This window comes from Bacillus sp. BD48 (genome assembly GCF_046566805.1).
Lineage (GTDB): Bacteria > Bacillota > Bacilli > Bacillales > Bacillaceae > Bacillus > Bacillus safensis.
This window is the reverse complement of record NZ_JANGFM010000001.1, coordinates 394,513-408,294: the sequence shown is the minus strand read 5'-3', so window position 1 is coordinate 408,294 and position 13,782 is coordinate 394,513. Positions and strand designations below refer to the sequence as shown.

General features: G+C 39.6%; 12 protein-coding genes. All 12 read left to right on the top strand.

The genetic code is table 11. The features are described 5' to 3' along the window. Positions 1 to 124: 124 nt before the first annotated feature. The 12 genes from ACLGGR_RS02025 to ftsA all read left to right on the top strand — a co-directional run bounded on the left by ACLGGR_RS02025 (position 125) and on the right by ftsA (position 13,781). Entirely contained in the window at positions 125 to 2,044 is a 1,920-nt protein-coding gene (locus ACLGGR_RS02025; protein ID WP_076839520.1) for a stage V sporulation protein D, read from the top strand. A gap of 211 nt (positions 2,045 to 2,255) precedes the next feature. Beyond that, entirely contained in the window at positions 2,256 to 3,731 is a 1,476-nt protein-coding gene (locus ACLGGR_RS02020) for a UDP-N-acetylmuramoyl-L-alanyl-D-glutamate--2,6-diaminopimelate ligase (RefSeq protein WP_410972406.1), read from the top strand. A gap of 135 nt (positions 3,732 to 3,866) precedes the next feature. After that, positions 3,867 to 4,841, top strand: coding sequence for a phospho-N-acetylmuramoyl-pentapeptide-transferase (gene mraY / locus ACLGGR_RS02015; protein WP_003211854.1), 975 nt, complete (start codon positions 3,867 to 3,869; stop codon positions 4,839 to 4,841). Between the two features lie 9 nt (positions 4,842 to 4,850). Beyond that, positions 4,851 to 6,197 (top strand): UDP-N-acetylmuramoyl-L-alanine--D-glutamate ligase, encoded by a 1,347-nt coding sequence (gene murD / locus ACLGGR_RS02010; RefSeq protein WP_410972611.1) that lies wholly within the window; start codon positions 4,851 to 4,853, stop codon positions 6,195 to 6,197. Positions 6,198 to 6,256: 59 nt separating this feature from the next. Beyond that, on the top strand, positions 6,257 to 7,357 hold the full coding sequence (gene spoVE, locus ACLGGR_RS02005; RefSeq protein WP_142944728.1) for a stage V sporulation protein E: 1,101 nt from the start codon (positions 6,257 to 6,259) through the stop codon (positions 7,355 to 7,357). A gap of 198 nt (positions 7,358 to 7,555) precedes the next feature. Continuing rightward, on the top strand, positions 7,556 to 8,650 hold the full coding sequence (gene murG / locus ACLGGR_RS02000) for an undecaprenyldiphospho-muramoylpentapeptide beta-N-acetylglucosaminyltransferase (protein ID WP_410972405.1): 1,095 nt from the start codon (positions 7,556 to 7,558) through the stop codon (positions 8,648 to 8,650). 31 nt (positions 8,651 to 8,681) lie between these two features. Further along, entirely contained in the window at positions 8,682 to 9,593 is a 912-nt protein-coding gene (gene murB / locus ACLGGR_RS01995; RefSeq protein ID WP_142944730.1) for a UDP-N-acetylmuramate dehydrogenase, read from the top strand. Positions 9,594 to 9,719: 126 nt separating this feature from the next. Continuing rightward, positions 9,720 to 10,499, top strand: a complete 780-nt coding sequence (locus ACLGGR_RS01990) for a cell division protein FtsQ/DivIB (protein ID WP_410972404.1) — start codon at positions 9,720 to 9,722, stop codon at positions 10,497 to 10,499. Next, a complete protein-coding gene (locus ACLGGR_RS01985; protein ID WP_024424255.1) occupies positions 10,496 to 11,185 on the top strand; it encodes a DUF881 domain-containing protein in 690 nt (229 codons plus the stop codon). The genes ACLGGR_RS01990 and ACLGGR_RS01985 overlap by 4 nt, the downstream gene beginning before the upstream one ends. Before the next feature lie 20 nt (positions 11,186 to 11,205). Next, complete coding sequence (locus ACLGGR_RS01980) at positions 11,206 to 11,931, top strand: DUF881 domain-containing protein (RefSeq protein WP_024424254.1); 726 nt, start codon at positions 11,206 to 11,208, stop codon at positions 11,929 to 11,931. Further along, positions 11,931 to 12,299: a small basic family protein gene (locus ACLGGR_RS01975; RefSeq protein ID WP_003210988.1), complete on the top strand. Its 369-nt coding sequence runs from the start codon at positions 11,931 to 11,933 to the stop codon at positions 12,297 to 12,299. The genes ACLGGR_RS01980 and ACLGGR_RS01975 overlap by 1 nt, the downstream gene beginning before the upstream one ends. Positions 12,300 to 12,458: 159 nt before the next feature. Beyond that, positions 12,459 to 13,781 (top strand): cell division protein FtsA, encoded by a 1,323-nt coding sequence (gene ftsA / locus ACLGGR_RS01970; protein WP_410972403.1) that lies wholly within the window; start codon positions 12,459 to 12,461, stop codon positions 13,779 to 13,781. The last annotated feature ends 1 nt before the right edge of the window (position 13,782 follow it).

Genomic DNA, 13,782 nt, shown 5'->3' with positions numbered 1-13,782 from the left:
CAAAACCTAGCAAACGACTTGCTAGGTTTTTTCTTTTGCCGAGTGGGATGACGAGACGTTCTACATAAGGACGGGCCTGCATATGATGGAAACAAGCCATATGTATGTAAGGAGTGAACCGGGCGTGCGAGTATCAAGTGTAACAGTGAGAAAACGATTGCTTTTCGTGCTGCTGTTTGGGGTGATCATTTTTTTCATCATAGATACTAGATTAGGATATGTACAGTTTATTATGGGCGAGAAGCTGACAAGCTTAGCAAAAGACTCATGGAGCCGGAACCTCCCGTTCGAACCAGAAAGGGGAGATATTTTGGACCGAAATGGGGTAGAGCTTGCAACGAATAAAAGCGCCCCATCTATATTGGTCGTCCCCCGGCAAATTAAAGATCCCGCAGAAACAAGCAAGAAACTGGCGGCAGTTCTGAATATGTCTGAGGAGAAAGCGTACAAGCACGTCACAAAAAAAACATCAATCGAACGAATTTCTCCAGAAGGGAGAAAAGTATCTCATGAAAAAGCAAAAGAAGTCAGAGAGCTAGATTTAGATGGCGTTTATGTTGCGGAAGACAGCATCAGACACTATCCGTTTGGCAGTTTTCTTTCTCATGTGCTTGGCTTCGCTGGAATTGATAATCAAGGGTTACTTGGACTGGAAGCCTATTATGACGATGACCTAAAAGGTGAAAAAGGCTCTGTCAAGTTCTATTCCGATGCAAAAGGGCAAAAAATGCCAGATGAAGCAGATGATTATACACCGCCTAAAGATGGTCTTGATATGAAATTAACTGTCGATGCGAAAGTACAAACCATTATAGAACGGGAATTAGACAATGCGCAGGCAAAATATAACCCAGATGGCATGATTGCGATTGCGATGAATCCGAAGAACGGTGAAGTACTTGGGATGTCGAGCAGACCTGATTTTGACCCAGCGGACTATCAATCAGTTGACTCGAAAGTGTTTAACCGAAATCTACCGGTATGGAGCACATATGAGCCAGGTTCGACGTTTAAAATTATTACACTTGCAGCAGCACTAGAAGAGAAAAAAGTCAATTTAAAACGCGATCATTTCTTTGACAGCGGATCTGTGACAGTTGATGGTGCGAGACTGAGGTGCTGGAAAAAAGGCGGACACGGATCACAGTCATTTTTAGAAGTGGTACAAAACTCCTGTAACCCCGGCTTTGTTGAGCTAGGCGACCGTCTTGGAAAGGATAAATTATTTTCCTATATTAAAAATTTCGGGTTTGGGCAAAAAACAGGAATCGATCTTCAAGGGGAAGGGCGAGGCATTTTGTTCCCGCTGGACCGGGTTGGTCCTGTAGAGCAGGCGACAACTGCCTTTGGTCAAGGTGTATCTGTTACGCCGATACAGCAAGTGGCTGCCGTAGCAGCTGCGGTAAATGGCGGAACACTTTACACGCCGTACATTGCAAAAGAATGGATAGATCCAATCACGAAAGAAGTTGTGAAAAAGCAATCACCGATTGCCAAAAAGAAAGTGATTTCAGCAGAAACATCAAAAGAAATCAGATATGCGCTTGAAAGTGTAGTCGCTCAAGGGACTGGCCGAAATGCATTTGTTGAAGGTTATCGAGTTGGCGGAAAAACAGGGACAGCACAGAAGGTAAAGGACGGCAAGTACATGGAAAATAACCACATTGTGTCGTTTATCGGATTTGCGCCTGCTGATGATCCAAGTATCGTTGTATATGTGGCTGTAGATAACCCGAAAGGCACCATACAATTTGGTGGGACAGTTGCAGCACCAATTGTTGGTCATATTATGCGGGACAGCCTGCCTGAGATCGGTGTGAAAAAAAGAAAAGGACAAATTGAAAAGAAGTACCAGTGGCTGGACACAAAAACCATTGAAGTACCGAATCTTGTAGGGGGATCTGTTTCAGACCTTGAATCCCTCCTGATTAACCTTAAGATCGATGCTTCTGGAACGGGCAGTAAAGTGGTGAAGCAATCACCTGCTGCCGGGACAAAGGTCAAGGAAGGCTCCACCATCAGATTATACTTAAACGATGAATAATAAAGAATGAACAGAGGGTAGCCGCACTCATTCGGCTGCCTCTTTTTGTTGAAAGAGATGATCTGTTTGAAAAAAAGAGCCTAAAGTGTGTTTTTTCCAAGAGAAACTTAAGGAATACGCTGGATGTATCCTTTTTTTTACGATAAAATATAGACTGTGTGTTTTTTTCACAAGACATGCACGTGAACGAATTTGAGAGGTTTGATATGAAATGAAATTACAAGAACTCCTTACATACTTTAAAAGTGAAAACAACGAATTAATAAACGAAAATCCTGATATCACTTCCATTGAAATGGATTCAAGAGAGGTGAAAAAGGGAAGCCTTTTTGTCTGTATAAAAGGCTATACAGTAGATGGGCACGATTATGCTGAAAAAGCTGTGAAAAGCGGGGCTGCAGCGATTGTAGCAGAACACCCACTTAACATAACAGATGTACCAGTCGTTATTGTGAAACACTCTCAAAGAGCTCTTGCAAGAATAGCTGATGCGTTTTACGAGCAGCCAACTCATAAGCTGAATCTCATCGGGATCACAGGAACAAACGGAAAAACTTCCACAACACACATGATTGAACAAATGATGAGAAAAGCTGAAAAGAAAACAGGCTTAATTGGTACAATGTATATGAAGGTGAATGATGACATTCTCGATGTGAAAAACACCACACCTGAAAGTGTCACACTTCAAAAAACCTTTAAACAGATGCTTGATCAAGATGTAGACACAGCCATTATGGAAGTATCATCACATGCACTGCATCTTGGCAGGGTTCATGGATGTGATTATGATATTGCCGTATTCACAAACCTTTCGCAGGACCACCTAGACTACCACAACACAATGGAAGAATATAAACATGCGAAAAGCTTGCTGTTCTCACAGCTTGGCAGTGCCTTTCATCACGATAAGCCGAAGCATGCGATTTTAAATGCAGATGATGACGCTTCGAGTTATTATGAAAAAGTTACAGCTGCTGAAGTTATGACATATGGCTTAGAACAAGAAGCAGATGTCATGGCAAAGAATATTCAAATCAAACCGAAGGGAACTCAATTTGATTTAATCACTCCAATTGGCACAAAAAATGTGACAGTTGCCCTCATCGGAAAGTTTAATGTGTACAACATTCTGGCAGCTGTATCAGTAGGGATTGTATCTGGCTTAACATTTGAAACGATTGTAAGTGCTATTGAAGAGCTGGAGGGAGTCAAAGGCCGATTTGAACTTGTGAACTGTGATCAAGAATTCCCTGTTATCGTCGATTACGCCCATACACCTGACAGCTTAGAAAATGTCCTTACAACTTGTAGAGAATTAACAGAGGGCAAAATTTTCTGTGTGATAGGCTGCGGCGGCGACCGTGATAAAACAAAGCGTCCTCAAATGGCCCAAATCGCTGTGAAGTATGCAGATGAGCCTGTATTTACATCAGACAACCCAAGAAGCGAAGATCCTTCAGCTATTTTAAAGGACATGGAAAATGGGGTGCCAGACGCATATTATCATAGCTTTGTAAATCGTAAACAAGCCATCTTTTTTGCGATTGCCAATGCGAAAAAAGGCGATACAGTCTTAATAGCGGGTAAAGGTCATGAGACATATCAAATCGTTGGCGATCAAGTTTACGATTTTGATGATGCAAAGGTTGCTATAGACGCTATTTTAGATCTAAACAAATCTTAAAATGATGAAAAGAGTGTAATGAAATGAAGCATTTTGTACAAAAACAACATACGAAGAACGCGAATGAATACCTTAATAATGAATGCAATTTTCTGATGGAAAACGGCTTTGGAAATTCGGAAGGAGTAAAGAACGATGCTTGAACAGGTGATATTGTTTACAATCATAATGGGATTTTTAATCAGTGTTCTTTTATCCCCGATTTTTATTCCGTTTTTAAGAAGACTTAAATTTGGTCAAAGTATTAGAGAAGAAGGACCACAGTCTCACCAAAAGAAATCAGGTACTCCGACAATGGGCGGAATTATGATTATCTTTTCTATCACAATTACGACGATTGTGATGATCAACAAATTCTCTGAGATTAGTCCAGAAATGTTTTTATTGTTATTTGTCACGCTTGGCTACGGTCTATTAGGATTTTTAGATGATTATATTAAAGTAGCGATGAAACGAAACCTCGGTTTAACATCGAAGCAGAAATTAATCGGTCAAATTGTGATCGCGGTGATTTTTTATGCAGTCTTCCATTATTATCAGTTTGCAACGACGATTCGCATTCCAGGAACAGATGTCAGCTTTGATTTAGGATGGGCTTACTTTATCCTTGTCGTTTTCATGCTTGTCGGAGGTTCTAATGCCGTGAATTTAACGGATGGACTGGATGGTCTATTATCTGGAACCGCAGCTATTGCTTTTGGGGCCTTTGCTATACTGGCTTGGAATCAATCACAGTACGATGTAGCGATCTTTTCAGTAGCTGTTGCTGGAGCCGTCCTAGGGTTTCTTGTGTTTAACGCGCATCCTGCAAAAGTATTTATGGGTGATACAGGTTCGCTTGCTTTAGGCGGAGCGATTGTAGCGATTGCCATTTTAACAAAGCTTGAAATTTTACTAGTCATTATTGGAGGAGTATTTGTTGTCGAAACGTTATCTGTTATTCTTCAAGTGATCTCCTTTAAAACAACTGGAAAAAGAATCTTTAAGATGAGTCCGCTTCACCACCACTATGAGTTAGTAGGCTGGTCTGAGTGGAGAGTAGTTGTCACCTTCTGGACAGCTGGTTTATTACTTGCTGTTTTAGGAATTTACATCGAGGTGTGGTTATAATTGAATAAGATGCAAATGTTAAAAAACGAACATGTACTAGTATTAGGTCTTGCAAAAAGCGGATTTGCGGCAGCTTCAATTCTTCATGAGCATGGAGTAAATGTTACAGTAAATGACCAAAAACCGTTTGAAGAAAATGAACCTGCTCAGCTTCTTTCTGAAAAGGGGATAGATGTCATTTGTGGAAGCCATCCTCTTCGTATATTCGATGATAAAGAAATTACAATTTTAATTAAAAATCCGGGAATTCCATATGAAAATGTGATGGTTCAAGAAGCGCTTCGCCGCCAAATTCCAGTTTGGACGGAAATAGAATTAGCTTATCATTTAACCTCAGCTCCATTTATTGGGATTACTGGATCAAACGGAAAAACCACGACCACGACTTTGATTTATGACATGCTGAAACAAGACAGTCAAAAAACTTTAGTGGCAGGTAATATTGGAACAGTTGCCAGCGAAGTCGCTGCAAATGCAGCTGGCGATGAGTGGATCGTAACTGAGCTCTCTTCTTTTCAGTTAATGGGAACAGTTGACTTCAGACCTAAAATCAGCTTAATATTAAATATTTTTGATGCACATTTAGACTATCACCACACTCGTGATGAATATGAAAAAGCAAAGCAGAAAGTTTACGCACATCAACTGGAAGATGATATAGCAGTCATTAACCTTGATGATCCATCAGTCGTAAAACTGGCTGAAGCTTCAAAAGCAAAAAAAGTGTTTTTCTCCGTGAAAGAGCGAGTAGAACATGGTGCGTATATTAAAAATGGTGCGATCTACTACATGAATGAACACATCATTGATTTAAAGGATGTTGTTCTTCCTGGTGAGCATAACCAAGAAAACATTTTGGCAGCTATTTGTGTCGTGAAAAATGCAGGCTGTTCAAATGAAGCAATCGCACACGTTCTCACGACATTTAGTGGAGTGAAGCACCGTCTGCAGTTTGTAGATACAATTCAAAGCAGAAAATTCTATAACGATAGTAAAGCCACCAATATACTGGCAACAAGTAAAGCATTGTCAGCTTTTGAGCAGCCGACTATTTTATTAGCCGGCGGACTTGATCGCGGCAATGAATTTGATGAATTGAAACCTTTCATGAAAAATGTAAAAGGAATTATTACATTTGGTGAGACGGCACCTAAGTTTGTGAAGCTTGGTGAAGAACTGGGAATACATCATGTAAAACATGTCGATAATGTTGAACAAGCAGTACCTGCGGCGTTTAACATTTCTAAAGAAGAAGACGTGATTTTATTATCTCCGGCTTGTGCAAGCTGGGATCAGCATAAAACATTTGAAGAACGTGGAGACATGTTTGTAAACGCCGTGCATATGCTTAAATAAGGGCTTGTCTCTCATATGACTGACAGCCCAAATGAAATTATGCTTGGGGTGTCGGTCTCTTGACGAATAAGAAAACTTCTCCGGATTTTTTGCTTGTTGTCATTACGTTACTTTTATTGACGATTGGTTTAATTATGGTGTACAGCGCTAGTGCTGTGTGGGCATCGTATAAATTTGATGATTCGTTTTATTTTGCAAAAAGACAGCTTTTGTTTGCCGGAATCGGAGTTATCGCGATGTTTTTCATTATGCGAGTCGATTATTGGACGTGGCGGACTTGGTCAAAGATATTGATTGCTGTTTGTTTTCTCCTTTTGCTGCTTGTACTTATTCCTGGTATCGGTATGGAGAGAAATGGATCAAGAAGCTGGATCGGTGTCGGTGCGTTCAGTATTCAGCCCTCTGAATTTATGAAGCTTGCGATGATTGCGTTTCTTGCAAAATTCTTATCTGAAAAACAAAAAAATATCACATCCTTTCGTAAAGGTTTCGCACCAGCATTAGGCATTGTGTTTTCTGCATTTGCCATCATAATGCTGCAACCTGATTTAGGAACAGGGACTGTAATGGTGGGAACCTGTATTATTATGATATTTGTTTCAGGTGCGAGAATTGCTCACTTTATATTTCTCGGTCTTTTAGGGCTCAGCGGATTTGCTGCACTTGTCTTGTCAGCGCCCTACCGTATAAAACGAATTACATCGTACTTAAATCCTTGGGAAGATCCACTAGGCAGTGGGTTTCAAATTATTCAATCCTTATACGCTGTTGGTCCAGGCGGTCTGTTCGGAATGGGTCTCGGTCAAAGTAGACAAAAATTCTTTTATTTACCTGAGCCTCAAACGGACTTCATCTTTGCGATATTGTCTGAAGAGCTCGGTTTTATAGGAGGATCACTCATTTTGCTGCTCTTTAGTGTTCTATTATGGAGAGGCATACGAATAGCACTTGGAGCCCCAGACCTATACGGAAGTTTCTTAGCGGTTGGTATTATTTCAATGGTTGCCATTCAAGTGATGATTAATATCGCAGTTGTGACTGGACTTATCCCAGTGACAGGTATCACGCTCCCATTCATAAGTTATGGCGGATCATCACTGACATTAATGCTGATGGCAATTGGCGTACTTTTGAATGTAAGCAGGTACGCTAGATATTAATGTGCTGTTAGTTCATGAAACCATGGTGGCATTTATTTTGCAAAAGTACAAAAAAATGATTTGAAGAGTAAAAATGACAGATTTTGTATTGGAAACATGTTTTTCGACTCTTCTTTACAGGTTTTAACGGAGCCCTGTTGTTTAAAACAGGGTTTATACTTTGTTCAGAGCAGAAAAAAATCGAGGGGAAATGGTATAATGCGTATAGTAATCAGTGGAGGCGGAACAGGCGGACATATTTATCCGGCCTTAGCTTTTATTAAAGAAGTGAAAAGACTGCATCCTGATGTAGAATTTTTATATATTGGTACTGAAAATGGACTTGAAAAGAAAATTGTAGAAAGAGAAAATATCCCTTTTAAGTCCATAGAAATTTCAGGTTTTAAAAGAAAGCTTTCCTTTGATAATGTAAAAACGGTGATGAGATTTCTAAAAGGCGTTCAAAAAAGCAAATCTTACTTAAAGGAATTTAAGCCAGATGCGGTCATTGGAACAGGTGGTTATGTGTGCGGCCCTGTTGTTTATGCGGCTTCTAAGCTGAAAATCCCGACCATTATTCACGAACAGAACAGCCTGCCTGGTATCACAAATAAGTTTCTAGCAAGATATGTTGATAAGGTAGCGATCTGCTTTGAAGAAGCAAAGGCACATTTTCCTTCTGAAAAGGTTGTATTTACGGGAAACCCTAGAGCCTCTGAAGTCGTCTCTATAAAAGAGGGGAAATCTCTGAAAGAGTTTGGGCTGGATGAAAAGAAAAAAACGGTTCTTATTTTTGGCGGGAGCCGGGGTGCTGCTCCGATTAATAGAGCAGTCATTGACATGCAAGATGAATTAAAGGATAAAAACTATCAGCTTTTATATATCACAGGTGAGGTTCATTATGAAAAAGTGCTGGACGAATTAAAGGAAAAAGGTTCAGCACCTAATATGATCACAAAGCCTTTCTTGCATCAAATGCCGGAGTACTTGAAATCGATTGATGTGATTGTTGCAAGAGCGGGAGCCACAACGATTGCTGAAGTGACAGCCCTTGGAATTCCAACTATTTTTATTCCAAGTCCATACGTGACGGCAAATCACCAGGAAATCAATGCAAGATCACTAGAAAAGCATGACGCTGCAATCGTTTTAAGAGAATCAGAGCTTTCTGGAGAGAGCCTCCTTCATGCCATTGATGAAATTGCTGGTCATGAAGAAAAATTAAACGAAATGAGCCGTTTAACAAAAGAACTCGGAGTACCAGATGCGGCTGGACGTTTATATAATGTATTAAAAGAAATTACGACTACATGATGGAATGATATTAGGTAAGGCGGAGGGTAATATGGAGAACTTGAAGAATGAATTATTAGAAGCGCAAGTCGGTAAAGTGCTTGTAAATGAGCCGCTTGCAAATCATACGACAATGAAAATAGGCGGGCCGGCAGATCTATTGATCGTTCCTAAAGATATTGATGCAGTTAAAACGATCATGGATCAAGTAAAGAAACACCAGGCGGACTGGACGGTTATTGGGAGAGGATCTAATTTACTCGTACTTGATAAAGGAATACGTGGTGTCGTCCTGAAGTTAGGCGCAGGACTTGATCACTTAACTGTAAATGATGAAGAAATTACAGTTGGCGGCGGCTATTCTGTTGTAAGGCTTGCAACGTCTCTAAGTAAGCAGGGTCTTTCGGGACTGGAATTTGCAGCTGGTATTCCAGGGTCTATTGGCGGCGCTGTTTATATGAACGCAGGTGCACACGGGTCTGATATCAGTAAGATTCTTGTGAAAGCGAGAATCTTATTTGAAGATGGAAGCATCGAGTGGCTAACAAATGAGCAGATGAACTTTAGCTACAGAACGTCTGTCCTTCAAAAGGAACGACCAGGTATTGTTCTCGAGGCCGTGTTTAAGCTCAAACAGGATGATCGAGAGAAAATTACAAAGAAAATGCAGCAAAATAAAGACTATCGTAAGGAAACACAGCCTTATAATCGACCATGTGCCGGAAGTATTTTTCGAAATCCGCTGCCTGAATATGCAGGACAGCTTGTAGAAAAAGCGAATTTAAAAGGGTACCAAATTGGCGGAGCAAGAATCTCTGATATGCATGGCAACTTTATTGTGAACGCTGGTGGCGCTACTGCTCAAGACGTGCTGGACTTAATTCAGTACATCCAAAATAAAATTAAAGAAGACTACAATGTAGATATGCATACAGAAGTAGAAATTATCGGTGAAGCAAATTAAAAGCTAGTTTTTATGAATGATGGCATCACGGGAAAACAAACGGCATGAAAGAATGCCGTTTGTTTTCTCATCAAATGATGATCCAAAGGTGTGGACAAGCAGCTTTGAATGAGGTGAAGAATATATATGCGGCCTGATCATGAAAATGAAAAGATCGTCAATATAGAAGAGCGGATTCCTAAAATTAAAGAACAAAGGAAGCAGAAAGCGAATCGGAGACTGATCTCTTTTATTCTACTGTTTTTTATCATGGTTTTAATCATTATTTATTTGCAGACACCAATCAGTAAAATCTCTTCTTTAACCATTACGGGTAACGAGCATGTTCCTGCAAAACAGCTTGTGAAACTTTCGCAAATTAAAGAAGGCGAAACAGAGTTTTGGAATTTAAATAGAGATTTAACAGCAGATCATATTAAGCAAAACAAACTGATTAAAAGTGTCAGTATCAAAAAACATTTTCCAAATAAGGTTAGTATTGCTGTCAAAGAATATGCCAATATTGCGTATCTTCAAAAGGGAAATCTATACTATGAGCTTCTTGAAAATGGGACAGCATTACCAGAAGAAGTCACACCAAGTCATGCAGGACCTATTTTTGTTGATTGGGACAATAAAGAGAAGCTGAAGCAAACTGTTAGATCTTTAAATCAGCTGCCAGACTCTATTCAGGAACTCATCTCAGAAATATATTATGTGCCGACAAGCTCAAACCAGTGGCTTGTTAAATTTTATATGAATGATGGGAACACCGTGATTGCATCAATTAAAACATTCGCTGATAAAATGAAAACCTATCCTGCCATTGTAAAAGAACTTTCGCCATCTGAAAAAGGCACAATCCACATGGAAGTCGCGACGTATTTTGAAGCGTTTAAATCTAAGAAAAAGGAAGATGAACGTTGAGAGGCAAAACAGTTATATTCTCAATTGTAATGCTTGTTCTTGGTTTTCTGATTTCTTTTTCATACCAATATACTAAGCAGCATCAGGCAGATGTCATTCGAACAGAGCAATGGAAAAAAGAGTACTCCTTGAAAAGTCAGCTGACAAAGCAAGAAAAGGCGAATCAGAAACTTGAAAAAGAATTATATAGTCTTCAATCACAAGTTCAAGCCACTGAGTCCAATTTGAAAAATGAAAAAGAGCAGTATTTTAATGTATTGGAAGATGTTGAGAAATACAGGATGTTTACAGGAGAGATCGGTGTAAAAGGAAAAGGGGTAAAAGTATCCCTTGAAGATGCATCTTATATCCCGAGTGGACAAAATGTCAATAATTACATTGTTCATGAGAGCCACATTTTTCATGTGATAAACGAACTATTTATATCAGGGGCCTCTGCCGTATCTATTAATGGACAGAGAATTACACACCAATCATACATACATTGTAACGGACCAGTTGTCACAGTTGACGGTGTTCAGCATCCAGCGCCATTTGTTATTTCTGCTATCGGTGATCCGGCTGTGTTAATACCTGCATTAAATATTGCAGGAGGAGTGGTCGATCAGCTGACAAGTGATCACATTTCGATGACGATTGAAAAAAAAGATATTCGTATGAATCCTCTTTTAAAACACAAAGATTAAAAGTGAAAAGGTGAGTGGTGTTGAGGAAAAAGAAGCCTTTACTTAGTTTGACAGCCTTAATGGTGATATTCGGCATCATGGTCTCCATCCAATTTAATTCATTGCAAAAGCCCAAAGTTCGTGATACTCGCGATGTGTGGGAGCTAAGAGAGGATTTATCTGCATCTAAAAGTAAAGAATTGGATTTACTGAAAGAAATTGATAAATACGATGAAATGCTGAAAAAGTATGGTCATCAAGGAGATCAGTCTAAAGAAGCTCAACTAACAAAAACATTAAAAGATTTAAAAGAAAAGGCTGGTTTTACAGAAGTGACAGGGGAGGGAATTGAAGTTGACATCTCTCAACTCTTCTCCAAGGATCTGACCGGAGAAGAAGTGAAAAATATCCCGCCTGATCTTCTGAAAAAGTTAATCAACGAAGCCAATATGTATGGGGCAAAACATATTTCCATTAATGATCACCGTGTGATTAATACAAGTGTGATTCGAGATATTAATGGCACGACGAAAATGGATGGCTACAGCTTAGATGGTGATGAAGTGACTATCAAGATGATCAGCGACCAGGCCGACAAATTATACAGCCGTTTAAATGTATCAGATATTGGTGATTTGTTTGCTCAGGAAAATTTCGGCTTGAGTATTAGCCAGCCGAAGCAACAAATTCAATTAAAAGCATATGACGGTGCAATTCAGTTAAACGAGTTGAAGCCTCTTGACGATGTAAAGGAGGGAAAATCTTAATGTGGCTTCCTGTACTTGGCTTAATCATAGGAGTTGCGATCGGTTTCTTAACAAATTTTACGATACCGAATGAGTATTCTAATTATCTTTCCCTCGCTGTACTTGCTGCGCTTGATACATTGATTGGTGGAATCAGGGCACATCTGCAAGGGGCATACGATGAACTAGTGTTTGTATCAGGCTTTTTCTTTAATATTATACTTGCAATAAGTTTAGCTTTTCTGGGCGTCCATCTTGGTGTAGACTTGTATTTAGTCGGAATGTTTGCTTTCGGCGTTAGATTGTTTCAAAATATAGCAGTTATTCGAAGAATTCTACTAACAAAATGGACAATTTCTAGAGAAAAAAAGAAAAAAAGTGAGTCATAAAAAAGGATATACATATGATGTAACGAATATTTTCAGTAATCCTAATAAAAAATGTTGATTTTTTAAGTTTTGTTACACACTTGTAAAAACACATTCATTGTATTGTTGTTCAGCAAATAATAGAATAGAAAGTATTGATATGTGAGGAGGTGCCATAGAATGAACAACAATGAAATTTACGTCAGCCTTGACATCGGTACATCCAATATAAAAGTCATCGTCGGAGAAATGGCGGATGATTCGCTTAACATTATAGGTGTTGGAAATGTCCCTTCAGAAGGGTTAAAAAAAGGATCGATTGTTGATATAGATGAGACAGTTCATTCTATTAGACAAGCATTTGAACAGGCTGAAAGAATGGTAGGTTTTCCTTTACAAAAGGCGATTGTCGGAATTAACGGAAACCACATTCATATTCAGAATACGAGCGGCGTGGTCGCAGTATCTAGTGAAAACAAAGAAATACATGCTGAAGATGTGAGACGTGTCTTAGATGCTGCACAGGTAGTATCTATTCCTCAAGAACATCTCGTCGTAGACGTGATCCCGAGACAATTTATCGTCGACGGAAGAGATGAGATCACTGATCCGAAAAAAATGCTTGGTGTTCGGCTAGAGGTGGATGGATCGTTAATTACAGGTTCTAAAACGATTCTACATAACTGGCTCCGATGTGTAGAAAGAGCTGGAATTGAAATTATGGATATTTGCTTGCAGCCGCTCGCATCGGGCTCAGCAGCATTATCGAAAGATGAAAAAAATCTAGGGGTAGCTCTCGTCGATATTGGCGGCGGATCTACAACGATTTCCGTATTTGAAAACGGGCATCTCTATTCTACTCACAGTATCCCTTTGGGCGGAGAGAACATTACAAAAGATTTGTCTATAGGACTTAGAACTTCTACTGAAGAAGCTGAACGAATCAAAAAACAATTTGGACATGCGTTTTATGATGAGGCATCGTCTGAGGAAACATTTGAAGTTTCTGTCATCGGTACCGATCAGAAACAGACGTATACACAGCTTGAAGCGGCTAATATCATCGAAGCTCGGCTGGAAGAAATCTTTCTCTTTGTGGCAGAGGAATTAAGAAATATGGGTGTCCAGGATTTGCCTGGCGGATTCGTTCTAACAGGTGGACAGGCAGCTATACCAGGTATCCTTTCTCTTGCACAAACGGTCTTGCAAAACAATGTTAGAATTGCAAGTCCGAATTATATTGGGGTGAGAGAGCCTCAGTATATGACAGGGGTGGGTCTGATCCATTTTGCTTATCGCAATGCAAAGATTCAGGGCAGACAGGTTGGATTCCAAATGCCGGATGAGGCGTTTCATGAAGTAGGCGCATCTATGGAGCCGGTTTCTTCTTCATCACAAGTGAAAGAAGCGCAGCCAAGACCGAAAGTAAAACAAAAAGCACAAGAAGAGACAAATAAAAAACCGGGCAAAATGAAAAAACTATTTAATATGTTCTGGGAATAGA